Source organism: Holophagaceae bacterium (assembly GCA_016720465.1).
Lineage (GTDB): Bacteria > Acidobacteriota > Holophagae > Holophagales > Holophagaceae > JANXPB01.
Genome location: JADKKO010000004.1, coordinates 1,746,612 through 1,770,851, shown reverse-complemented (window position 1 = coordinate 1,770,851; position 24,240 = coordinate 1,746,612). Strand labels below are relative to the sequence as shown.

The 24,240-nt window shown below is 62.7% G+C and carries 18 protein-coding genes; 7 read left to right on the top strand and 11 right to left on the bottom strand.

Translation table 11 applies throughout. The features are described from left to right. Positions 1-251 precede the first annotated feature (251 nt). The 6 genes from IPQ13_15125 to IPQ13_15100 form a co-directional block, all read right to left on the bottom strand. Positions 252-479: a type II toxin-antitoxin system HicA family toxin gene (locus IPQ13_15125; GenBank protein MBL0212223.1), complete on the bottom strand. Its 228-nt coding sequence runs from the start codon at positions 477-479 to the stop codon at positions 252-254. After that, positions 476-679 carry a type II toxin-antitoxin system HicB family antitoxin gene (locus IPQ13_15120; protein ID MBL0212222.1) on the bottom strand — a complete coding sequence of 68 codons (204 nt, stop codon included), beginning with the start codon at positions 677-679 and terminating at the stop codon, positions 476-478. The genes IPQ13_15125 and IPQ13_15120 overlap by 4 nt, the downstream gene beginning before the upstream one ends. Before the next feature lie 183 nt (positions 680-862). After that, positions 863-2,098, bottom strand: a complete 1,236-nt coding sequence (locus IPQ13_15115; GenBank protein MBL0212221.1) for an acyl-CoA dehydrogenase family protein — start codon at positions 2,096-2,098, stop codon at positions 863-865. A gap of 141 nt (positions 2,099-2,239) precedes the next feature. Then, entirely contained in the window at positions 2,240-2,647 is a 408-nt protein-coding gene (locus IPQ13_15110; GenBank protein MBL0212220.1) for a hypothetical protein, read from the bottom strand. Further along, a complete protein-coding gene (locus IPQ13_15105; protein MBL0212219.1) occupies positions 2,644-3,960 on the bottom strand; it encodes a phosphatase PAP2/dual specificity phosphatase family protein in 1,317 nt (438 codons plus the stop codon). The genes IPQ13_15110 and IPQ13_15105 overlap by 4 nt, the downstream gene beginning before the upstream one ends. Beyond that, positions 3,960-5,708, bottom strand: coding sequence for a bifunctional alpha/beta hydrolase/class I SAM-dependent methyltransferase (locus tag IPQ13_15100; GenBank protein MBL0212218.1), 1,749 nt, complete (start codon positions 5,706-5,708; stop codon positions 3,960-3,962). The genes IPQ13_15105 and IPQ13_15100 overlap by 1 nt, the downstream gene beginning before the upstream one ends. A 160-nt stretch (positions 5,709-5,868) precedes the next feature. Between IPQ13_15100 and IPQ13_15095 the strand changes: the two genes are divergently transcribed. Together IPQ13_15095 and IPQ13_15090 are read left to right on the top strand one after the other, a co-directional pair. After that, the gene (locus IPQ13_15095; protein ID MBL0212217.1) at positions 5,869-7,260 is read left to right on the top strand and encodes a replication-associated recombination protein A; all 1,392 of its coding nucleotides are present in this window, start codon (positions 5,869-5,871) and stop codon (positions 7,258-7,260) included. A gap of 80 nt (positions 7,261-7,340) precedes the next feature. Next, positions 7,341-8,483, top strand: coding sequence for a VWA domain-containing protein (locus IPQ13_15090; protein MBL0212216.1), 1,143 nt, complete (start codon positions 7,341-7,343; stop codon positions 8,481-8,483). Between the two features lie 4 nt (positions 8,484-8,487). On the opposite strand, the gene IPQ13_15085 is transcribed toward IPQ13_15090, so the two are convergent. Both IPQ13_15085 and IPQ13_15080 read right to left on the bottom strand, forming a co-directional pair. Then, positions 8,488-9,357 carry a pirin family protein gene (locus IPQ13_15085; GenBank protein ID MBL0212215.1) on the bottom strand — a complete coding sequence of 290 codons (870 nt, stop codon included), beginning with the start codon at positions 9,355-9,357 and terminating at the stop codon, positions 8,488-8,490. A gap of 2 nt (positions 9,358-9,359) precedes the next feature. Next, positions 9,360-10,058, bottom strand: coding sequence for a pirin family protein (locus tag IPQ13_15080; protein ID MBL0212214.1), 699 nt, complete (start codon positions 10,056-10,058; stop codon positions 9,360-9,362). A gap of 115 nt (positions 10,059-10,173) precedes the next feature. Between IPQ13_15080 and IPQ13_15075 the strand changes: the two genes are divergently transcribed. After that, the gene (locus IPQ13_15075; protein ID MBL0212213.1) at positions 10,174-10,608 is read left to right on the top strand and encodes a universal stress protein; all 435 of its coding nucleotides are present in this window, start codon (positions 10,174-10,176) and stop codon (positions 10,606-10,608) included. A gap of 12 nt (positions 10,609-10,620) precedes the next feature. On the opposite strand, the gene nadC is transcribed toward IPQ13_15075, so the two are convergent. Then, entirely contained in the window at positions 10,621-11,424 is an 804-nt protein-coding gene (gene nadC / locus IPQ13_15070) for a carboxylating nicotinate-nucleotide diphosphorylase (protein ID MBL0212212.1), read from the bottom strand. Positions 11,425-11,585: 161 nt separating this feature from the next. On the opposite strand from nadC, the gene IPQ13_15065 reads away from it, so the two are divergent. Then, positions 11,586-12,440 carry a dienelactone hydrolase family protein gene (locus tag IPQ13_15065; GenBank protein MBL0212211.1) on the top strand — a complete coding sequence of 285 codons (855 nt, stop codon included), beginning with the start codon at positions 11,586-11,588 and terminating at the stop codon, positions 12,438-12,440. Positions 12,441-12,495: 55 nt separating this feature from the next. Beyond that, the gene (locus IPQ13_15060) at positions 12,496-13,272 is read left to right on the top strand and encodes an enoyl-CoA hydratase/isomerase family protein (GenBank protein ID MBL0212210.1); all 777 of its coding nucleotides are present in this window, start codon (positions 12,496-12,498) and stop codon (positions 13,270-13,272) included. A 270-nt stretch (positions 13,273-13,542) separates the two neighbouring features. Here IPQ13_15060 and IPQ13_15055 read toward each other — a convergent pair whose 3' ends face one another. Both IPQ13_15055 and IPQ13_15050 read right to left on the bottom strand, forming a co-directional pair. Then, on the bottom strand, positions 13,543-15,663 hold the full coding sequence (locus tag IPQ13_15055) for a hypothetical protein (GenBank protein MBL0212209.1): 2,121 nt from the start codon (positions 15,661-15,663) through the stop codon (positions 13,543-13,545). Between the two features lie 32 nt (positions 15,664-15,695). After that, positions 15,696-17,393, bottom strand: a complete 1,698-nt coding sequence (locus IPQ13_15050; GenBank protein ID MBL0212208.1) for a hypothetical protein — start codon at positions 17,391-17,393, stop codon at positions 15,696-15,698. Between the two features lie 304 nt (positions 17,394-17,697). Here IPQ13_15050 and IPQ13_15045 point away from each other — a divergent pair, with 304 nt between their 5' ends. After that, the gene (locus IPQ13_15045; GenBank protein MBL0212207.1) at positions 17,698-20,646 is read left to right on the top strand and encodes a carboxypeptidase regulatory-like domain-containing protein; all 2,949 of its coding nucleotides are present in this window, start codon (positions 17,698-17,700) and stop codon (positions 20,644-20,646) included. A 295-nt stretch (positions 20,647-20,941) separates the two neighbouring features. Further along, positions 20,942-23,998, top strand: a complete 3,057-nt coding sequence (locus tag IPQ13_15040) for a TonB-dependent receptor (GenBank protein ID MBL0212206.1) — start codon at positions 20,942-20,944, stop codon at positions 23,996-23,998. The last annotated feature ends 242 nt before the right edge of the window (positions 23,999-24,240 follow it).

Here is a 24,240-nt window from a genome sequence, read left to right as displayed (position 1 = left end):
ACCATCTTATTGAATTTGACATTGTCCCTGAGCCTGCGCAACTCACCGAGGAAGAGCCGAAACAACAAGGATAAAGGGAGGGGAAAGCAAGCGCCAACCTTGTTCTCATCCCCTTTATCCCCTTCATCCCTGATCAAAAAGTCCTTTTCATTTTTTCGCCATCTCCTTCCCCGCCTACGCCGCCTGGGCCTTAAGTTCCTGCTCGGCGATGCTGGCACGATGGACTTGGTTGGGGGCCAATAACGATTACATCAGAGGAGGTTCTGCAACTCATCCACCGTTAAGCGGGCCTGTTTCAATATGTGTGACAGCGTGGAGCGCTTGATCGGCCTGTGCGCCGGCACAATCAGTTTCAGTGTTTCGTCGGGTGTGTGTTTCTGCAATCGGATGTGGCTGCCCCGCTGGCGTACCACAACCCAGCCGTCCCTGTTCAGCGCCCGGACTACTTGCTCATAGTTCAGGCAGGGGACTTTGGTCATACAGCGATCTCAAAGACCTCGGAATCCGGAGAGAAAGTGGCATCGTCATCCACTGATTCGAGATATAGCTCGATCGCCTCTTGGACGTTGGCCAGGGCCTCATCGCGGGTGTCGCCTTCGCTTAGGCATCCGGGAAGCGCCGGAACGATCGCCGTGAACCCACCCTCTTCGCTCGGTTCCAGAACCACTCGTAGCTTCATGGGCACTCCCCTGCCATCCAAAGGTAATCCCAGAGCGAACCAAGGGCAATTGATGGGCGTTTGCCGGGGACAAAGAGAAAGATCAATCGCCGGGGATAAAAACGGATGCACCGGGATGAAAGCAAACACCGATCACGTTCTTATCCCCGTTCATCCCCGTATATCCCCGGCAAAATAATCTTCTCATTTTTTCGACATTTCCATCCCCGCCTTTTCCGCCTGCGCCTTGAGCTCCCCCTTGGCGATGCTGGCGCGATGCACTTCGTCGGGGCCGTCGGCGAGGCGGAGCATTCTGGCGTAAGCATAGAGCCCCGTGAGGGGGAAATCCTCGCTAAGCCCTGCGCCGCCGTGCATCTGGATGGCCTGGTCGATGACCAGTTGCGCCATGTTCGGCGCGACGACCTTGATCTGGGAGATCTCGCTCTTGGCGCCCTTCACACCGACGGTGTCCATGAGCCACGCGGCCTTGAGCGTGAGCAGCCGCGCCTGTTCGATGGCCATGCGGGCGTTGGCGATGATGTCCCGGTTGCCGCCCAGCAGCGCCAGGGGTTTGCCGAAGGCCACGCGGGTGAGGGAGCGCTGGCACATGAGTTCCAGGGCCCGCTCGGCGGCGCCGATGATGCGCATGCAGTGGTGGATGCGCCCAGGGCCCAGGCGCCCTTGGGCGATCTCGAAGCCGCGGCCCGGACCGCTGATGAAGTTCTCGATGGGCACGCGCACATCCGTGAAACTCACTTCGCCGTGGCCGTAGGGCTCGTCCAATGCGCCGAACACCGGCACCATGCGTTCCACCTTTAAGCCCGGCGCATCGATCGGGACCAGCACCATGGAGTGCTGTGAGTATTTCGGCGCGGTGGGGTCCGTGAGCCCCATGAAGATGACGAAGGCGCAGTTGGGGTGCCCGATGCCGCTGCTCCACCACTTGCGGCCGTTGATGACGATCTCATCGCCCTGCACCACCGCGGTGGCGCGCATGTTGGTCGCGTCGCTGGAGGCGACCTCGGGCTCGGTCATGCAGAAGGCCGAACGGGTCCTGCCTTCCAGCAGGGGCTTCAGCCACTGTTTTTTTTGGCCCGCGGATCCGTACTGCACCAGCACTTCCATGTTGCCCGTATCCGGCGCGTTGCAGTTGAAGACCTCCGGAGTGATGAGCGAGCGGCCCATGAGCTCCGCCAACGGCGCGTACTCCAGGTTGGTGAGCCCCGCGCCATATTCCGCGTCCGGCAGGAACAGGTTCCAGAGCCCCGCAGCCTTGGCCTTGTCCTTCATCTCCTCCATCAGCGGCGGGACATTCCAGGGCTGCGGCCCGCGCTTCAGTTGCGAAAGGTAGGTTTCTTCAAACGGCGAGACGTGATCGGCGATGAAGGCCGACACGCGCTGGATGTAGTCAGCGGCCTTGGGTGAGTGCGCGAAATCCATGGTGGCTCCGGTTCTTTTGAAATCAAAACGCTCGCAGAGGTTCGCAGAATAAAGGGAGAACGCGGGGAAAACACTCCTTTATTTCTGTGCGAGGCCCTGCATTATCTGCGTTCCTCGGCGTGTGAACTGATCTCCCCGCCGTCAGCGCGTCCAGACGCCCACCGCGAGGGCGGCCACCTGGATCAGGAACCAAAAGATGCGCTGGTACAGGAGCCGGAGCGCTCCGCGGCACCGCTCGGCCTCGCTGCGCGCGGGACCGCCGGGCAGACCCATTTCCTTGATGGCTGCGTCGAAGGATTCCCCATTAGTGATGCGGGCCTCGGCCAGATCCAGGAATATCGCCGCATCGAAACGGATGCGCCAGCCGAGGTAGAGCCCGCAGACTCCAGCCAGCAGGCTCGCTGCGCCCATCCCCGTCGGAAGCGGGGCCGGGTGAAGCCAAAGCAGGACCAGGGCCGCCAGCAGCAGGATCCACGCAGGGGGTTCCAGCGGCGCCCAGGCAGCCAGAAGGCGGGCCGTGACCAGGGATGTGGGCGGATGCGGGTTCATGGTGCGGCTCCGGGAGTGGCGTGCAGGGATCCCTCGATGGCCCGCAGATGTTCATCGGAAAGCGAGACGGGGCGGCAGCGGGCCACGCGGTCGATGGCTTCACGCGCCGAATGGACGCGGCCCTCGCGGAGCAACCAGCTGCACACAGCCGCGGCGCTGCGGGACCGTCCCAGGGCGCAAAACACCAGGACGGGCCCTTCCTTCCTCGCCCCTTCGATGGCCTCCGCTGCCCTCGCGAGGGTCAAGGGAGCGGGAATGGAAAAGTCCAGAATGGGGATGCTCCGGTAATGTTTGTGTTCCGGTCGCACCGATAACTCCGCGCTGAGATCCACCAGGCAGGTGAAACGATTCACGTCATCACCGTGGATGGGCGCCCTCCCCAGCCAGACTCCTGCCATGACCTCGTCCGGCTGGGGCCGGGCGCGGGTCCACAGCCAGGAATTCAAGCGGGCGGCCCAGAGGTACGGCGCGAACAGCCATCGGGCCGCCAAGCTCAGCCGCCCATCGGATCCTTTCTGGAAACCCTCCGCACCCAAGAAGGCGTGGTTCAGGGCCACCAGGGCCAGCGACACGGCCGGCCAGAGCAGCCAACCCGCCCACCCCCACAAAACGATCCCGAGCGTCCCCGCCAACAACGCGCCGCCGGTGTAGTACGCGGCCTGCCGCCAGCGGCTGGCATCCCGATGGAGTGACCAGGTTGTCAGGGGAGAGCGTCCGGTGTCAGGCCAGGCCCAGAGGCAGAACCATCCCAGCAGCGCGCCCGAGGGGATATCAACGAAATGGTGCTGGTAGGTGGTGAGCACCGACCCGATGATCAGCAGGAACCATCCCACGACGAGAGGCCGCCATCTCCGGGCTGCCAGCCGATGGAAGTGGACGCCCAGCACGATGGCCAGCGCCACATGCAGCGAGGGCGCCTGGTTGAAGGGGCGGTCGAAGCCCCGCAGCGCATCGAACAGGAAGGCCGGCCAGCCTGTGACGGCGGGCTGGGGAAAGCTGAAGGCCAGCGGGAAAAGGATGAAGCAGGAAACCGCCACCACCTGAGCGGTCAGCATCCGGCGCCCGAGGATATCCACTTCCCGAGGTTCGAGGCACAGGAACAGGGCGCTCGCGTAGAAGAGGTTCTCGGTCCAATAGGGCAGGATGGTCCAGGGCAGGAAAGGAATCTGCCGCTCCCAGCCGAATACGATGCAGGGGACGTCCATCCGGCGCGAAGCAAGCCAATTGGCGGTGCCATAGCTCAGATAGAAGAATGGACCCAGGAAGGCGAGCCAGAGCGCGGCCCGCCCGCAGGGCCGAGGTGGATGCGCCATCAGGCTTCCCGTTGAGCCAGCGATACCGTGAAGATCCCCCACTCGTCGATGCGCTGGCTGAGCTTCCTGAATCCGGCGGCCTCCACCAGTTGATCCATCTCGCCCTGGCTGCGGCGCCGCATGACCCAGGCCGCTCCTTCGCGATGGCTGGTGAGGGCCCGGGCGATCATCTCCAATTGGGGATGCCAGGGCTGGTTCGTGTAGACCAGATAGCCGCCCAGGGGCACGGCCCGCGCCAGGCCCTCCAGGGAGGCCACCAACTTATCGTTGTCCGGAAAGAGTTCGTAAAGCCCCGAGACAACAGCCACCGTCGGTTTGGGCTCCACCGCGGCCAGGCTGTCCCCATGGAAGGCATCGCCCTTTTCGAAACGCGCGAATTCCTCCATGCCCTTGGCCTGGATCAGTTCGGAGCCCTGGCGGACATTGATATCGCTGAAGTCCCGCAGCAGCACGCTCTCGGGGCGCTGGGCCTGGGATTCGATGGCCTCCAGCACATACCGGCCATGCCCCGCAGCGACGTCCAGCACATGGACTGGCTGTCCAGCGGTATGCAGCCTTCCGAAGGCGTCTTGCAGCAGAGCCTCCAGGTGGACCTTGCGCTGGCGGATTCCCCGCCAGCCGATGGAGTTGAGGTAGAACCAATCCACCATCCGCCCGATGGGTGTGAAGCCTTCGGGGCGGTTGCGGTAGACATAGTCCAAGGTGCTCCCCGAATCGAAGCCAGTGGCGTGTCCAAGCCGGATGCCTGCGGAAATGAAACCGCCCACCCAGAGCCCGAACCGCGTGGCGGCCCAGTAGAGTCCGCGCGGCGATACCGGCAGGAGCGGTTTGGCCAAGGCATCCGCTTCCCGCTTGCTCCAGCCCTCCTTGTGGGAGTTGCGCAAATCGGCACGTGAAAAGGGCTCCGCAAAGCCCGCCAACAGGAAGGTCCGAGCCTTGGAGACCGCCTGGGCGCGATCTTTTTCGCCCAAGGTGTCATGGAAGAACCCCTCGAACACATGCTTTTCCTTCCTCGATGCGCTCAAGCGGCTGAAAAAGGCATGCTGGGGCCCATGGCGCACCACCCAATCCGCGCCGGAGATGAGCATCTGCACCGGTGTGGTGATGGCCTGGGCATCGGCCACCACGCGCTCGGCTGCCTCATCGAGGCCGAGCAGGAGATTCACGGAAATGGGCCGGGTGATGAGCGGATCGGTCTGGTAGCTGGCGATGCGCTCGGGGTCGTGGGTCAGGAACTTGGCCTTCACATAGCTGTTGACGAAGAAATTGCCCGACAGGGCCATCCGGAGCCGAAGGAAGGCGCGGGCGAAGGGGACGTAGAGCTTGACCCTGAACGCCGGGGAGGCAACCACGGCGCAGCGGATCCCAGGCGCGTAATCGTGGAGCCAGGTGGCCACCAGCACGGCGCCGACGCTTTGCGCCACCACCGCGATCTGCGCCGGGGTGAAGCCATGCTCCAGACAGATGTGGTCGATGAAGGCCTGCACATCCCGGACGGAGGTTCCGATGCTGGGGCTGAACCCCCGCTCGCCTGGGGAGCGTCCATTGCCCCGGGCATCCCAGGCGAAGAAGGCGTAATCCGGGAGATCCAGTTCCTCGGCCAGATGGATCATCCGGGCCGAGTGCTCGTGTCCCCGATGGAACAGGACGATGGCTCCCTTGGGTGGCTTCTGCGCGGCGGGCGCATGCCGGTAGAACAAGGATGTCCCATCGTGGGTTTGAAAGGACTTCTCATCCAGGGTTCGCATGCGCCGTCCTTCTTCCAGGTGGGTGAAGCTTGGTTGTGCTTTTCTTAGCCAACGGATTTTTATCAGCGGTGATTTGATTCTAAGCGATCCCCGACTCGCACCGGCAGTCCCCCGCAGGTGTTTGCCTGTTCACGGGGTCCCTCCGGGCTAATCTGGAGCCATGACCGCCCCCCTGGCTGAGCGCATGCGTCCCATGACCCTGGACGAAGTCGTGGGCCAGCCGCATCTAGTGGGTCCGAAAGGCGCGCTGACGCGGCTGGCCCAGTCGAAGCGCCTGCCCTCCATGGTGATGTGGGGCCCGCCGGGCACTGGAAAAACAACGCTGGCGCGCATCCTGGCGAAGGAAACCGGGCACGGCTTCGTGGAGTTCAGCGGCGTCACGGGATCCGCAGCGGAGCTGAAGAAATTCCTGCTGGACCAGAAGTCCATGCCGCTTTTCCGCGCGGTTCCCCCGGTGATTTTTCTCGATGAGATCCATCGTTTCAATCGCGCGCAGCAGGATATCTTGCTGCCCTTCCTGGAGCGCGGCGAAGCCATCCTCATCGGCGCCACCACCGAGAATCCGGCTTTCTATTTGAATCCCGCGTTGCGCAGCCGTTGCCAGCTCTTCGATCTGAAGGCTCTTGAGCCCAGCGCCATCCGGGGCGTGCTGGACCTAGCAGCGGCCCGTGAAAAGCTGGATCCGCCGCCGCCGTCCGAGTTGTTGGACTGGCTCTCCCACTGGGCCGGCGGGGACCTACGCTCGGCGCTTTCAGGCTTGGAGGTGTGGGCGGACCTTCCGGCCCAGGAACGGGATATCGCGTCCCTGCAATCGTCCCTGGGAGGCCGCCTGCTGTTCGACCGCGCCGACGGCCACTACGACCTGGCCTCGGCTTTCCAGAAATCCCTCCGCGGCAGCGATGCGGACGCGGCGCTCTACTACCTTAGCCGCATGATCCGCGGCGGCGAGGATCCCCGCTTCATCGCCCGGCGCCTGATGGTCACAGCGGCCGAAGACGTGGGCAATGCCGATCCCCAGGCCTTCATCCTGGCCGAAACCGTGTCGCGGGCCGTGGAGCGCATCGGGTGGCCCGAAGCCCGCATCCCCCTGGCTCAGGCGGTCATCTACGTGGCCAACGCGCAGAAAAGCAATGCCACCATCAAAGCCATCGACGCGGCCCTGGCCGCCGAGGACCAGCCCATCCCGGATGCCCTGCGGGACTCCAATACGAGCACCGCGCGGAAAGCCGGGCGGGGGGCGGGCTACCACTACTCGCACGGCGACTACGACAAGGCGCAGCAATTCCTGCCGGAAAAGCTCCGGGGCGAGGCTTTCCATGAGCCTCAGCGTCCCCAGGAGCGCAGTTGGCGGGACAAGGAAGAACCCGAAAGGGAACGGCTGGATTCCCTCTGGAGCCAATGGGTCGTCAGGAATCCCGAAGGCGGCGAAGTCCCCATGGACGCTTGGTGCCGGGACCTCGAATGCAGCAAGGAGGCCCTGGCGCGGGCGATCCACCACCTTGCCTCGGGGGCCTTCCGGGTGGAGCGAGCGTTGAAAATCATCCCGAATTGAAACTCCTGCGCTGATCCGCGCATGTTTCAGCAACCCTCGCCCGCGCATCCCCGAGGCCCACGAACCCTGAAGGAGGTTCCATGCGCCGTCTTGCTCCCTGCCTGTTGCTCAACTGCCTCGGCTTGACCCTGGCCGCAGCGCCATCTCCAGACCCCATCCACAGTCCCCGCGCGCCAAAACCCATCATCCAGGTGGCGATCCTGCTGGACACCAGCAACAGCATGGATGGCCTCATCGGCCAGGCGAAGTCGCAGCTTTGGACCTTCGTGAACCAATTCTCGCCGCTGCGCCGCGACGGCCAGGCGCCGGAACTCCAGGTGGCGCTCTATGAGTATGGCAAGTCCAGCATCCCAGCGGGGGAGGGCCACCTGCGCATGGTGGTGCCGTTCACCACGGATCTGGATCGGGTATCCGAGCAGCTGTTCGCGCTTACCACCAGAGGCGGCGACGAGTACTGCGGCGCGGTGATCAAGTCCGCCACGGATGGATTGAATTGGAGCCCCTCGCCGCGGGACCTGAAAGTGGTCTTCATCGCGGGCAACGAGCCCTTCACCCAGGGGCGCGTGGACTACCACCAAAGCTGCGAGGTGGCGCGGGCGAAGGGCCTGACGGTGAACACCATCTTCTGCGGGTCCTACCGGGAAGGCGTCTCCACCAATTGGGCGGACGGAGCGCGCATCGCCGGCGGCAGCTACATGAACATCGACCAGGATCGCCAGGCCGTCCACATCCCATCGCCCCAGGATCCGGAGATCGAGCGCCTCGGGGTGGAATTGAACAAGACCTACATCCCCATCGGCGAGAAGGGCCGTTCGAGCTTCCAGAACCAGGCGGTCCAGGACCGCAATGCCATGGAAGCCGGAGCGGGCGCCGCCAATGAAAGGGCCAAGGCCAAAGCCTCGGGCTTCTACCGGGCCGATGGCTGGGATCTGGTGGACGCGGAAAAGGCCGGTTCAAAAAAACTGGAGTCCTTGGACAAGAAGGATCTGCCGAAGGAGATGCAGGCCATGAAACCCGCCGAAGCCCGTGCCTACGTGGATGCCCAGGCCAAACTCCGGGTGGAGCTCCGGGTGAAGATCCAGAAGCTCAGCGGTGAGCGCGACCAATTCATCGCGGCCAAGCGCAAGGAATTGGCGGTAAAAGGCGCAGCGAAAACGTTGGATGCCGCCATGGCCGAAGCCCTGGCCGCGCAAGCCAAAGCCAAAGGATTTGAGCAGAAATAAGGCCTCAGCCCAGGAACCCCATCTTGCCCGATTGGTAGTCATCGAAGGCCTGCTGGATTTCCTCAGGCGTATTCATGACGAAGGGCCCGTAATGGGCGATGGGCTCCTTGAGGGGAAGCCCCGCGAGCACCATCAGGCTTGCGCCCTGCGCGCTCTCCACGCGGATGGCCTCGCCCTTTTCGCCGAACACAGCCACATCATCCGGGCGGAGATTCTGTCCTGATACCACAACATCTCCGTGGAGCAGCGCCACCGCGGCCAGGAATCCTCCAGGAATCGAGTGCTCGAAACGGCTTCCGGCCTCCAGCTCGATGTGGGCGTAGGCGATCTTTGCCGGGGTCTCCGCGGGACCTGTGCGGCCCAGCCACTCGCCCGCCAGTGCGCGCAGGCGGCCGCCTTCGAAGGCTTGCCAAGGCATCATGGCGGCGTGCAGGTCCGTATAGCCGGGCTGGCTGCCCTTCTCGGATTTCGGCAGATTGATCCATAGTTGGACGCCTTCGATGGGACCGCCGGTCTCCAGATGCTCGGGCACGGGCATCTCCTCATGCACGATGCCGCTGCCTGCGTTCATCAACTGGGCGCCGCCCGGTTCCAGGAGGCCCTGCCCGCCGGTGCTGTCGCGGTGGCGGAAGGCCCCCTGCATCATGTAGGTGAGCGTCTGGAAGCCACGGTGGGGATGGGGCGGAAACCCCGCGTCCGTGCCGGGGCTCAGCACCATGGGGCCGAAGTGGTCCATGAGCAGGAAGGGGTCCATCAACTGGAAGGCCTCGCTGCCCCGCATGCCCGCCCCGGGCAGCAGCCGCACCAAGGGCACCTTGTTGCCATCCGTGGTGGGCTGGCCGTGGATCAGGGTCTTCACCTCTCGCATCTTCATGGTCACTCCAGATCGAAAAAGAGGATTTCATTGCTGTCATCGGCTTCCACCACCAACTTGGATTCGGATTCCAGGGCCAGGGCATCACCAGCTTTCAGGGTTTGCCCGTTGGCCAGGACCGAACCCTTGGCCACGTGCAGCCAGCCAACCCGCCCGGGATCCAGGTCGCGGACGAGCTGCACCCCGGCATCCAGACGGGACACATGGACTTTCAGATCCTGGAACACCACCACCGAACCCTCCGCCCCATCCCGGCTGGCCAGGAGGCCCCAGGTGTTGCGGAAGCGTTCGTCGGGAAAGGCCACCTGGTCGTAGCGCGGACTCAGGTCCTTGGCTTCGGGCAGCACCCAGATCTGCAGAAAATGAACAGACTCGGACTTGGAGGAATTGAATTCGCTGTGGCGGATGCCGGTGCCCGCGCTCATGATCTGGGCCTCGCCGGGTCGGATGATGCCCTTGGTGCCCAGGGAATCCTGGTGCTCCAGGGCGCCCTCCAGCACCCAGGTGAGGATCTCCATGTCCTTGTGGCCGTGGGTCCCGAAGCCCGCCCCCGGCGTGACCCGGTCCTCGTTGATCACCCGCAGGGCGTGGAACTGATGATGGGCAGGGTCGAAATACTCGCCGAAGGAAAAGGTATGGCGCGTATCCAGCCAGCCGAAATCGAAATGCCCCCGGTCTCCGGATCTTCGCAAGGTCAGCATCGGTGCCTCCAGGGCCAGGGGAGCGGCCCTGGAGATATTATATGTTTAAACATCTATTATTCAATCCCCAGTGTTTTCCTTCCAGCTCCGGCCTATGTTGGAGACGGAGGATGCCATGTTCCAGTCGGTGCTCGTGGGTGTGGATTTTTCGGAGGCTTCCCGCCAGGCCCTGAACCGGGCCCGGTCCCTGGCAGAAAGACTGGGGGCGCCCTTGACCGCTTTGCATGTCCTGCAGCTTCCTCCGCCGCTGCTGCCGGAAGTCCAGCTGCCCCTGCCCGACCCGGACTGGACCCAGGATATGGAACGCCGGGCAGGAGAGCAGTTGGAGAAGTGGATCGAAGGGTTTCCGAATGCCCAGGCCATGATCCGCTGGGGGAACCCGGCCGAGGAGTTGGTCGCCGCCGCGGATCCGGAATCCCTGCTGGTGGTGGCCCAGGTGGGCCATTCGACTTGGGAGCGCCTGCTGTTCGGCAGCACCGCCGCGCGGGTGGTGCGGCACGCGCCCTGCGATGTGCTGGTGGTGCGCGCGGAACAAAAGCGGAAACCCTGATTTTTTTCGGTCTCAGGCCTCCAGCCTCAGGCTGAGATCCGCAGCGGGGGCGCTGTGGGTGAGGGCGCCGACGCTCAGGAAATCCACGCCGGTCTCGGCGACTTCCCGGGCGCGTTCAATGGTGATGTTGCCGCTGGCTTCCAAGAACAGGCGGCGGCCGGAGGCATTGCGCATCTGCACGGCGGCGCGCAGGGCTTCCAGATCCATGTTGTCGAGCAGCACGCCATCCACCTCCGGCAATTCCAGGCACTGGGCGAGCTGCTCCAGCCGCTCGACCTCGACCTCGATGCGGACGAGGCTGGGGCTCAGGCGGCGGGCGGCTTCCACTGCGTCCCGCAGGCTGTCGGCGGCGGCGATATGGTTTTCCTTCAGCAGCACGCCATCGCCCAGGGTGAGGCGGTGGTTGAAGCCCCCGCCGCAGCGGACCGCGTACTTTTCCAGAAGCTTCAGGCCTGGCGTCGTCTTGCGGGTATCGAGGATCTTCGCGCCGGTCCCCTCGATCATCTCCACGAACATCCCCGTGAGGGTGGCGGTGCCCGACAGGCGTTGGAGCAGGTTGAGCATCACCCGTTCGGCCATCAGGATCGAACGGCTCGGACCCTCAAGGGCGAGGACGACACTCCCGGGCTGCACGATGCTGCCGTCCTCCTGCCAGGGCGTGGCCTTCACGCGCTCATCGACGATGCGGAGGACTTCCGTGGCCATGGGCAGGCCTGCCAACACCAGCAGCGACTTGGCCTTGATGGCTCCGCGCATGGGCCGGTCCCGCACGGAACCCGAAGTCCAATCCTGGTGCCCCAGTCCTCCCGCAAGAATGCGCGGAGCTGGTCGCGGTAGGTTTCGGGATGGGGCGGGTTGAACATGCGAAAAGCTTAGCTCATGGATGAAGGGCCGGGTGGCCCTGCGGTTCCTATTTTCCAAACCGCGCTGGCCCAATCCCGGGTCATGGACCACAATGCGGGAAACAAGAGGCCGACATGCATCCTGCCAAAGGTCAATGGATCAACCTGTCCGTGAGCGATGGCACATCCATGAGGGCCTTTGTGGCGCGCCCCAGGGACGCGGCCACGGCCCCGGGCCTGCTGGTCCTGCAGGAGATCTTCGGGGTGAACGGCCATATCCGGGAAATCTGCGAACGCTTCGCCATGGAGGGATTCACGGCCATGGCGCCGGAACTTTTCCATCGCACCGCGCCGGGGTTCATCACCTCCTACGATGACTACGCCCCTGGGCGCGAGGAAGCCGCGAAGATGACCCTTCCAGGCCTTGAAGATGATTTCCTTGCGGTCGGGGACTGGTTCGCAGCGGATGCCCAGACCGCCTCGCGGAAGCTCGGCAGCATCGGATTCTGCATGGGGGGACGCATGAGCTTCCTGGCGGCCACCACGTTGCCCCTGGCCTGCTCGGCGAGCTTCTACGGCGGCAACATGCCCCAGCACCTGGACCGCCTGGACCGCCTCAACAGCCACCTGCTGCTGGTGTGGGGAGGCCAGGACGCATCGATCCCCAGCGACCAGCGGAAGACCCTGGAAGACGCCCTTCTGGATGCCAAGAAGAGCTACCTGAGCGTTTGTTTCGAAAATGCAGGCCACGGCTTCTTTGCGACCAGCGCAGCAGCTTCCACTCCGAGGCCGCCCATCTGGCCTGGCCCCTGGCCCTGGATTTCCTGCGGAAGTACCTGGATCCGGATGCGAGGAAGTAGGGCTGGGGGTATGGGCTCTCAGCTTTCGGCCGTCGGCCATCAGCTGATCTGGAGGCGCCTCCGGCGCGCCATGAGTAAAGTCGCGGCCTCCGGCCGCATCCCTATGAAGCTCATAGCTCAAGGCTCATAGCTGATAGCTGATAGCTCCTGCGCTAGACTGGCCCCGAACCCCATCTGGAGCTTCCATGTCCGTCATCACCGTCGAAACCGCCGACCGCATCGCCTGGCTGACCATCAACCGGCCCGAGAAGCTCAACGCCTTGAACACCGAGGTGCTGAAGGAACTGGATTCGGCCTTCGCGGGGCTGGAACACGACGCGGCGGTGGGTGTGGTCGTCATCACCGGCTCAGGAGAGAAGGCCTTCGTGGCGGGCGCCGACATCGCCGAACTGAAGGATCTGGACAGTTCCAGCGCGCGGCGCCAGAGCCTGGCCGGGCAAGCCGTGTTCGAGCGCATCGAGCGCATGCCCAAGCCCGTGATCGCCATGGTCAATGGATTCGCGCTGGGCGGCGGCTGCGAGCTGGCCCTCGCCTGCCATGTAAGGGTGGCTTCGGACAACGCGAGATTCGGCCTCCCCGAAGTGTCCCTGGGCATCATCCCGGGCTACGGCGGAACCCAGCGCCTGCCCCGCCTGGTGGGCAAGGGCGTGGCCTTGGACATGATCCTGAGCGCTGAAATGGTGAACGCCGCGGACGCCCTGCGCATGGGCCTGGTGAGCCGCGTGTTCCCCCAGGCCGAGCTGAAAGCCGGCACCGAGAAACTGGCCAAGACCATGCTCACCCGCGGCCCTCTTGCCCAGGCCCATGCCTTGACCGCCGTGCACCAGGGCCTGGAAATGCCCCAGGAACAAGGCCTGGAGTTCGAGGCCGCGCTTTTCGGCTTGCTGGCCGCCAGCGAGGACATGGGGGAAGGCATGGGCGCCTTCCTGGAGAAGCGCCCGGCGCAATTCAAGGGCCGGTGAACGAAGCCGCCTTGCCTTCCTTCAGACTACCCCCCGAACCAACAGGACATCTAGTCCTGTTCTCCCGCTCCCCCAGTCCCAGCTACCCAGAATCCATCAATTTCAGCGGTTCATCCCGCCTGCGGCACACGTGGCCACATAACCTTGGCGCAGGCAGCCATTTTTCGCGAGATTGGATGTGTTCTCCCTCGGGACCCGGGTGGAAGCGGTGGCCGGACTTCTCCTCCAATAGTCGCGGCCGGCCCGAGGGAGGCGATCAAATGGGCCGGTTCATTTCTTCCCTGCGGCCGCGATGAACGCGAAGGCTGTCTGTTCGTTGCTATGGGCATCGGTGACCCGCACCAGGACGCGGTCTCCACGGACAAGGTTCTTGGGGAGCGCTACCTCGAACCGTTCGGTCTGGCTGTCGAAAATCCGGTCCTCAGGCAGGACCTGGAGCCAGTTTTCGCCGTCGGCGCTGAGGGCCGCTTCCCGGATGACCGAGGTGGCATCCTGGGCCATGAACCGGACATGGACACCCTCGCTGTCGGAGATGGCCGAGAGGTCCGAGATGGACGACGGCGTGTGGTCCACCATGAAGGCCACCGTCCGGAAGGTGCTGGTCAGCACAGCGTTGAAGGGCTGGGTCGGGGCGTCGCTGGCGGTGACTTCCAGGCGGTAGCGGCCATCGGGGAGCGGCAGGGTGTCGAAGGTGAAGAATTTCTCCTTCCAGGCCTTTTCCAGTTCGATGGGGCTGCCCCGGTCGGGAAGCACCCGGATGCGGTACTGGAGGGTGTCGTTGTTGGGGTCGCCAACCCGGAAGACGAAGGCCTGGGAAGCGCGCCGGAAGCTGCGTTTTTCAGAACCCGCATATTGCAGCGCTGGAATGAGCTTCTGTGTTTCCAGCGGGACCCTTTCGATGCCGATGTCATCGGGCGGCGCGCTGCGGGTGATGACCACGCCGGTGGGCATCACATCGATGCCGTCCCATAGGGGAGCCAGATTGCGGCTGGTCCAATAGACCTTCACGGAATCCACCACAGGCGTCGCCGCGCCGCGGGTGCTGGCGAGTTTCAGGCGGAACTGGGCGAAGCGCGCGGAAGGCACGCCCGGGCGCTCGCCGCTCCGGAGGGGCGGCGTCCAGGTGGACCAGGTGCTGTCGGGGGTTTCGGTGGATCCGGTGCGCACCTGCAGTTCGACCGAGGTGCCCGCCGGTTGTTCGGAATCCACGTAGGCTCGGCCCCAGTCGGCCAACGGATTGCCCTTCAGGACGCGGCTTTCCAGAGTGCCCTCGAGGCCCTGGCTGTCGGTGATCTGATGGATCTCGGCGGGATTGGAGCCCACCGCCAGCAGGTCCTGGCCGCTGGCCACGAAGGCGCTGGCCTGGGCGGTGCCAAGATCCTGGAGCGCCGCGAAAGCTTCCTGGTCCCGGCCGCGTTCGCTCAGGGCGATGGAAAAGATGCGCGCGCGGTTGCCGGTGCCCACCAGCAACTGGCCCCGCCAGGCGGCCAGCGAGTAGATATGGCCCTGGGAACTCTGCCACAGGGTTTCGGGCACCCTGGACTTGTCCAGGCGAAGCACCGCGGACTTGGTGGCGGTGCCCGTTTCCGAAAGGTAGCTTTCACGCTTTTCAAGGTTCCCGCTCACCATCCGGTTGGCCAGCCCATTGTTGGCGCCGATGAAGACCTGGCCATCTGAAAGCGTGATGGCGCGGACTTCCTCGAATCCGGTGGACATCAGAGTCTCCACCTTGTCCCCGGAATAGTGGAGCACCAGGCCCCGGCCATGGGTGCCCAGGTAGAAACCGCCCTGCCCATCGGCCGTCATGGCGGTGAAGGATGTTTCCTCCGGCAATTCCGCCATCCTCCGGCCCCCGTTCTCGCGCGCCAACAGCAGCACGGCGCCCTTCTCGCCGCCGCCCGCCACGACCACATCGCCGCCCTGGGCGGAGATGCCCCACACCACCTTGGCCTCGATCTCCGCAAAGGGTTTCACTTCCCCCGCAGGCGTGACACGGAACAGTTTTCCTTCACCCGTGGGCGCCACCAGCAGATCGTTCCCCAGCCTCGCCATCGCGAAGATCACCCCGCCCTTCACCTGGGCCAGAGGCTTGACGTTGCCGCCGCTGTAATGGAACAGCTTTCCTTCGGTTCCAGCGGAAAGGTACACGCCACCTGCGCCGTCAGCCACCGCCGCCCACACCACGCCCTCGGGCAGTTGGCCCACGCGCCGCAGTCCCGGCGCCAGGCGGAGCTGGCCGTCGGCACCGATGCGGATGCCCCGCGTCTCGGCGCTGAGCCAGTCATTGAAGCCGCTGAAAGTGGCGGGAGAAACCGTTGAAGGGATCATCGCCTGCTGGGCCTGGGCCAATCCGGCGGAAACCAGCAACATCGGAAGCACACGTGAACGCATGTAGGCACTCCAGCTCAAAGAAATCCAGGTGGTCAGTCGATTTCCACTTCAAGGGTTATCAGGCCCTTCACTTCCCGTTCCAAGGGCAGCACCGCGCGGCCGATGATGCGCCGCTGCAGCTTGTTGTCGGAGCTGCCACCGTCACTGGCGATCAGGCTGGCCACGGAGGGGGGGATCCCCTCGATCCGGCTGCCCCGCAGGCCCGCCCCCGCCTGGCTCTGTACCAGCACCGCATAAGCATGGTTGTTGCGCAAAGCGCCGTTCAGCAGGCGGACCACGTCGTTGAGCCCGCTCACATCGATGACGCGCTCGTCGGGATCCGCGGCCGCCAGGCTGAGTCCATCCCCCACCAGCAGGGTGGCTTTCCCGGCCTGGGCGCTGTGGGGCACGGGGATGTTCAGGGTCGCGGTCTCCCGCACGCCCTGGATGTTCTGGAGGGTCACCAGCACCGGAAGCGATTCCCCGCGCTTCACATGGGCCTTGAGGATCCGCACCGCGGAAATCCCCGTGAGGTCCAGGCGCTCCTCGGCTTTGATGGTCAGCGAGATGCCCTCGAACACCGGCCGCTCGAAGGGATTCATCGCCAGGGACTGCACCATGGCGCCCACGAAACCGGCCAGCCGGTTGGGATTCAGATCCGCGATGACATTTTCGATCTCGATGGCCGGATGCCCGGCGATCTTGATGTTGCCTTGCAGGGACAGGCTTTGCAGGCCGAGCCCGCGCACATGCCCGCTCAAGGTCTGGCTCACCACCGCAGACGCCAGGATCGGCGTGATGAAGGGGTGGTCCATGAGCTCGAACCGGAAGTTGAGGGTCTTCCGGCCGCCGAGATTCAGGCCGATGCGCAGGGGCACCATGCGTGGTTCGGCCCCCAGCACACCGCCCACGCCCACCGAGCGGTCCAGCCGCAGGGCGCCGATGGGCGCCACGGGCTGGGCGAGCTTGAAGCTGGACTGGTAGCTGGCCACATTGCCCGCCACCGAGGCCGACCAGAGCGGCAGATCCACGCCGCCCAGGTTGAAAAGCTGGTGGCCGAAGAGCAGCACTTTTTTTCCGCTGACCCAGGTGATGGTTCCCGACGCAGCCATGTCCAGGTCGCCCTGCACCAGCGAGATGGCGGCCATGCCGCCGGGTTCGATGGGACTGGCCTTGGCATTGGGCGAAGCGGACACCATCGCCCCGCTCCCAGCGTTGGCGAAGCGCAGGGGCAGGCCTGCGAAAAGCGCCTGGGCTTCCGGCGATAGGGGCGTCCCGGTGACCACCAGGGGCGCTTCCGACCCGGAGCGGCTCACCTGGCCTTGATCACCCAGCAATTCCGCCAGGGTCAGCATCTCGCCCCGCAACGCCGCCTTCAGCACCTTGGGGGGTTCCACTTTGGGCAGGATCAGGGGCGTGCGGGAGGAGGTGGTTTCGGGGAGATCCCTGAGCTGGTCCAGCATCTCGCCGATGGGCGTGATGCCCCCCATGGGCTCCTTCTCGAAGGCGAAACCGATGCTCAGGGCGCCGATGAGCTTGCCATCCACGTAGCAGGGCGAGCCGCTCATGCCCGCGAGGATGCCGGTCTCGGCCAGGGGCCCCCCGCTGGCCTTCACGAGGATCAGGCTGTGCCCCGGCGTGATGTTGCGCTGGATGCCCAGCACCTCGAACTCAAATGTCTCGATCTGGGCGCCTTTGAAGACCGTGCGTCCCGTGCCTTTCATGCCGGGCAACACCTCGGCCAGGGGCATGGTGGCCTGGGCCCGAAGTGAAATCGCCGATGCTGTCAAAGCCAAGAGAACCGGGACGAACAAAAAGCGAGAAGCCAAGGGCATGTGGTTTTTCCCAATGAAACGGCCGGAACCGCAGATGCAAACATAACAGGGGCAAGCAGGGCCTGACAGGGAGGCGGATCCCCAATGGAGCCATGGAATCCCCGCTTCGGCTTTAGGTGTGCTGAGAAGGAGTTTTAGTTCCTGTGACCATTGTTACGGACTCTTAACTTTGCGATGAACTGAATCCCCGTTAACCTCTTCCTCTTCGGAGGAACTTAATATGACATCCAGGCACATCCGCATTTCCGGACTCATCGCCGTGCTCATCGCGGCGCCCCTCGCAAGCCCCTTGGCGGCTCAGGGCGTTTCCGCCCAGCTCTCGGGCACCGTCAGATCCGCATCGGACCAGGCTCTGGCCGGCGCCACAGTGGTGATCCGAAACGTGGAAACTGGTTTCGTGCGCACAGTCCAGACCGATGCCACCGGCCGCTACGTGGCCACCGCCCTGCCTGTGGGCCCCTACAGCGTCAGCGTCACCAAGGCCGGATTCCATGCCGCCTCGAACATCAAGGTCAACCTGAACCTGGGCGATGCCGCACCCTTGAACATCAAGCTAGCTCCCGAGAGCAGCACCACCGTTGAAGTGGTGGCTGTCGCCACGCAGGTCGACACCGATCGCTCGGCTGCTGTGACCCTCTTCACGCCGGAATCCCTCAACACGCTGCCCGTGAAGGGAAGGGGATTCTTGGACTTCGCCCTCCTGTCTCCGCAGGTGACGATTTCCTCCGAACGGGGAAACATCGCCATTGGCGGCCAGCGTGGCATCAATACCTCCATCAATGTGGACGGAGGCGACTATAATGATGCGTTTTTCGGCGGAACCAACGGCGGCGCTGAGGGCAAGACGCCATTCACGGTATCCATCGAAGCAGTGCGTGAGTTCCAGGTCATCACCGACGGCGCCAGTGCGGAATTCGGCCGCATGGGCGGTGGTTATCTGAATGCCATCACGAAATCCGGCACCAATGCGGTCTCGGGATCCATTTTTTATTACAATCGCCCCCAAAGCCTCGTTGCGAAGGATCACCAGACCGGCAAGGAGGTTTCCGACTTCAAGACCATTCAATATGGCGGCTCCGTGGGCGGCCCTATCATCAAGGACAAACTGTTCTACTTCGTAGCATTCGATACCCAGAAGGAATCCCGGCCTGCAGATTTTTTCTGGCACAACACCTCTTTTGATTTCAACAATCCCGCCGCCCTCAATCCCACAACGTACCCGAACGATGCCGCCTTGGTCGCGCGGGATGGCAAATACGAGACGAAGGCCGATTCACTGACGATCTTCGCGCGTTTGGACTGGTTCGTGAATGCGGACCACAGCATCCAATTCCGAATCAATCGCTCCACCTTCAATGGCAACACGAACGCTGGAGTGACCAATTCGTTCAGCAACGTGTCGACAGACGATATCAAGACCCTTCAGCTCGTCGGCCAGTGGAATTGGACCATCGGCGGGAATTGGCTGAATGAGTTCCGCGTCAATCTCGTCAAGGAAGAGCTGCCTAGGATCCCGAATTCAACCTCCGCGCAAGTGACGATCAACAGCGTTGGCACGTATGGGAAATATCCCTTCACCCGCGAATTCGAAACCACCCGGACCCAGATTTCGGAAAGCTTGACCTACGTGACGCCGACGATGCAGATCAAGGGAGGCATCGACTACAACGGGACCAAGATCGCGGAAGTCTTCGCACCCTTCACCGAGGGCGGCTACACCTTCTCCAACACTGTGGCCAACGGCGGCAACCCAGCCCGGACCGCCTTGGAGAACTTCCGCCTCGGCCGCTGGTCCAGCTTCACCCAGAATTTCGGCTTGAATGGCCTTACCGGATACCAGGCCGGAGACCTACAAACCACCGAAAAAGAGCTGGCGATTTTCCTTCAATCCGATTGGCGCCTCAACGATAGCTTGAAGGTAGGTCTAGGGCTGCGATGGGACCGCCAGGAGCATGCCGACATCTCCATACTCGACTACAGCGACCCGCTCAGCGCCGCTCCTCCGCTCAGCGCGAAAATCCCGACCGACTCCCAGATTTCCCCCAGGCTCAGCTTCACCTGGACCCCTGCGCGCGACAACGGCAACACGGTGGTGCGCGGCAGCCTTGGTTCCTATGTCAGCCGGACGCCCTCGGTATTCATCTATCAAGCCTTCACGCAGAACACGAAACGAATCGGAGCGTACACCCTCACCGCCATCGGCGGGAACGGCGCGGAAAGCGCGTCCACCATCGCTGCCGCTGCGGCTGGGGGCGTGCTCTTCGGTGCCGGGTTCAACGCCCAGAATCCGGCCATCCTTTCGGGTGTTCCCACCGCGGGTGGCACGAAGCCCGATATCTTCACCTTCGCCCAGGATTTTAAAAATCCGAAAACCGATCGCCTGAATCTCGGGGTTGAACGGGCCTTCTCGTTCGGCTGGGTCTTTGGCCTAAGCGGCGCCCTCGCCCATACGAAAAACCTGGAACGCTACAACGACATCAACCTGGGAACCCCAACGTTGAATGCGCAGGGTCGCCTGGTCTATCCCTCGACGCGGCCCAATACGAATTTCCGCCGGATGGCCGTCTATGCCTCGGATGCCGAAAGCAAATACAGCGCCCTGACCTTCAGCGCCAAATACAACAAGGAAAACAGCCCCCTCCAGGCCCAAATTTTCTACACATGGGCCATGGACCGGGACAATGACTCCAATGAACGGAATTTTTCCAGCTCCGCCATCCAGGACTTCAAACGGCTAAATGATGACTACGGCTACAGCGTGAATGACCGGCGCCATGTCGTCACGGGATACCTGAGCTATCTGGAAAAAAATTGGACCGGGATTCAGTTCGGATTGAACCTACGTTACCTAGGCGCGAGGGCCTACAATCCCACCCTTGGGGACCGCAATAACGACAGCTTCTTCAATGATCGTCTGATCGGCACCGAACGGAATGCCTTCCGTGAAACCGCGCAAACAGTCGCAGACCTCAAAATCAGCCGGGATTGGACGTTCGCGAGAAAAGTGAAATTCACTGTTTCTGGCGAAGTTTTCAACATCTTCAATCACACCGCGAGATTTGACCGCGTGAGCCTCTCGGGAACGGACGCAGCGGTCACCACCACCTTGACCAAGACCGCCATTTCCTCGCCACGGCAGGTTCAATTGGGTGTTCGTCTGGCCTTCTAACTTGTGCGCATGGTTTGACCTGGACGGGCGGCTCAAGCCGCCCGTTCCTGATTTAGTGCAGAGCAAGTTGGATTCTCTTCAGGCCAGGCGGAGGGAGATGGAAGTTTCTGTCCCAGGGTCAACAGGACGCGTCTCGAATTTTTTCACCTATTATCCGGGATTTTTCAAAGCTTCATTTTCATAGTCGCCGGTAGTCGTCATTAAAAAGAATTGGGCTCCCGTGCGAAAGTTTCCGACTCTTTACGATTGACCGGTCTGAATCTCCTATAATCTTTTCCATTCGGAGGAACTTCATATGACTTACAGGCACATCCGCATTTCCGGACTCATCGCCGTGCTCATCGCGGCGCCCTTGGCGGCCCAGCAGACTTCTGGCGCCGTGCGCGGCCAGGTGAAAGCCAAGAAGGGCGGCGTCATCGCCAGCGCCGCGCTCGTGCTGCGCAGCGCCAGCACCGGCTTCAGCCGGACCGTCACCTCGGATGCCCAGGGCAACTACCAGTTCAGCCTGATGCCTGTGGGTGTCTACGAGCTGTCCATCACGGCGCCGGGCATGCGCACGCTGAAGAATTCCGCGGTGCAGGTGGGCCTCGGCCAGACCACTACCCTGAACTTCACCATGGATTCCGCCGAAGCCTCCACCACCGTGGAAGTGGTCGCGGTCTCGGCAAACCTGGACACACAGCAGGTCAGCACCAACACCGCGGTCGACGAAAAGCTGGTGGAGAGCATTCCTTTGAATGGCCGGGACTTCACCAACCTGGTGAACCTGACGCCTGGCACGGCCTACGACCCGGCGGAAAACCGTGTCTCAGTCGAGGGCGCCCGCGGCATCCAGAACAATCTGACCATTGACGGCGCCAGCTACAACTCCAACTTCTTCGGCGAGCAGCGGGGCTCCACCCGCATCCCCTTCGCCTTCGGCGCCGATACCATCAAGGAACTGCAGATCATCACCAACGCCTTCGATGCTCAGTACGGCAACGCGGCAGGCGCAGTGATCAACGCGGTCTCCAAGACCGGCAGCAATGAATTCGGGGGTTCGGCGCTCCTCCAGGTGCGTCCCAAGTCCCTGGTGGCCAAGATCCGGCCGGTTCCCTATGATCCGCGTGGCACCACCAATACCGAACAGGCCCAGACCAAGAACTTCAGCCAGTCCCAGTTCAATGTGAACGTGGGCGGCGCGATCATCAAGGACAAGCTGTTCTACTTTGTCGGTGTGGAAACGTTCAGGTACAAGGAGGACTTCACGCCTGATTTCGCGATCAGTTCCACCGGCGGCAACAGCCTCACCTATTTCACGCCGTTCATCGCGACTTTTGGAAATCTCGTCATGGGCAATGATGGCCGCACCCTTGCGCAGGAGGGGGGCCGCCCCTATACCAACGACAAGAACAACACGGTCTATTTCGGCCGCCTGGATTGGAGCATCAACGAAAACCACCGAGCCTCATTGCGGGTGAATGCCCAGGACTGGAAGTCCGAGAACGGCACCACATCTTTCTCCAGCACCTTCGCTCCCAGCACAGGCCAGACCAGCCAGGGATTGGAAAAGAACAGCGGTCTTTCCTGGGTACTGGAGCTCAACAGCATTCTCGGAACCAACCTGATCAACGAAGCCCGCATCCAACGGGCCATCGAGCGCCGTCCCCGCTTTGCGAACACCACGGCCGCACCCGAGTTCCAGATAAACAGCGGCTTCAATGCTGGCCAGAACAACTTCCTGCCCAACGGCCTGGACGAATATAGCTGGCAGTTCATCGACAACCTTACCTGGACCAAGGATGACTGGACGGTCAAGGGCGGTGTGGACCTCCAGCTCTTCGATTTCAAGAACACCTTCTTCCGCTACCAGAATGGATCCTTCCAGTTCGGGAACTATCAAACCGCCAGCAAGTGGGCTAGCCACTCCCTCGCCATCGGGGACACTCTGACTTATGCCGGTGCCTATAGCGATTTCGGGGGATCCATCGCTTACAAATCCCAGCTCTTGGCTGGTTATGTGCAGGCGCAATACCAGGGTCTGCTGGACCGGCGGCTGATGTTGAGCCTGGGCCTCCGGGTCACCCATGAGGGACAGCCGGACAACCCAAGGCCCAATGTGCAATTCAACGGCCTGGACCAGGCCAACAGCAGCACCTCCGTCGATCCCCGCATCGGGTTCACCTACGACCTGAAGGGCAATGGGAAGACCCTTCTTCGAGGAGGCTATGGCTTGTTCTCCAGCCCGAACCCGAGCCTGACCGTATCAAACACGATGAACAGCAATGGCAACACGACCTCCACCTACTTCATTGCGAACAGAAACAACTCCGCGAACAATGTTCGATTCAATACCGGAGAACTTTCCTACGCCCAGCGCGTGACGGGCAACAGGTTGAGCGCCTTGAACCCCTCGCTCCTGGCGGGCCTTGGGTCAGCGAGCCGCAATGGGCAGGTCTGGGATCCTGATAATAAGATGACCGTGGCGAAGCGCGCAGCTTTGGGGATGGACCATTCGTACAACAACGGACTGACCGTGGGCATTCAAGGCGTCTACGCCAAGTTCGAGAACCTCCAATATTTTGTGAACATCAATCTCGCCCAACGGACTGGACCCCTCGGCACGGATCCTGTTGCGGCGGGGGCCTTCTACAACGACGGATACTCTCTCCCCTTCAATTCATTCTCGAATTCGTCGTCATCCCGTCCAGGGAAGGCGGTCGTCCGCGGCCACCTGCTGAATTTCACGAATTTCGGCGATGTCTTCCTGAGCAGCAACAATGGCGAGGGCACCTATAGGGCCTTGATCCTGACCGCCTCCAAGCGCACGGAAAGCGGTTGGGGGTTCACCACCAACGTCACCTGGTCCAGGGCCGAGGACAACAATTCCAATGAGCGTGTCACTGCCAGCGCTGGCGCCAGTTCGAGCACGAACAATCCTGCCAATCCGTTGGCCACCATTTCGCGCAGCGACAATGATCGCCCATTCCGGTTTGTATTCGCCGGGTATTTCCCGGTGTACCTGGGCATCAAAGGCGCCCTGAACTTCAGCTATAACTCCGGCAGCACCTACAGCTCCGTTGACAATAACGACACCAATGGGGACGGAGGATTCAACGATTACCTGGCCGGCACGGAACGCAATGGATTCCGCCAGCCCCACGTCAAACAGATGGATTTGCGCCTGACCCGCAATTTCGAGATCACCAAGCGGTTCCAGGTGGAAACCTTCATCGACGTGTTCAATGTGTTCAATTGGGCGAATCAGCGAACCAACATCACAACCCGCCAGCCCACAACAGATTTCGGCTTCATCAATCTGCCTGACCGCAACACCCGAGAAATGCAGCTTGGCGTCCGCGCCCGGTTCTAGAATTCATCCTGCTTGACCCCGAAGGCCCCGCCACTGCGGGGCTTTCTTTTTCCCCAATGCGATATGGTTGAAGGATGCGGATTCTTTTCCTAGGCGATGTGGTGGGCGGGCCCGGGTATCGGTTGAGGGAGGCGCGCCTGGCTGTGCGCCGGCGGGATTTCGTGGTGCTGAACGGTGAGCAAGTCATGGGCTCAGGCTTGTGAATCGCGCCTAGGGATTCCATGATGCAAGGGAGGAAATAC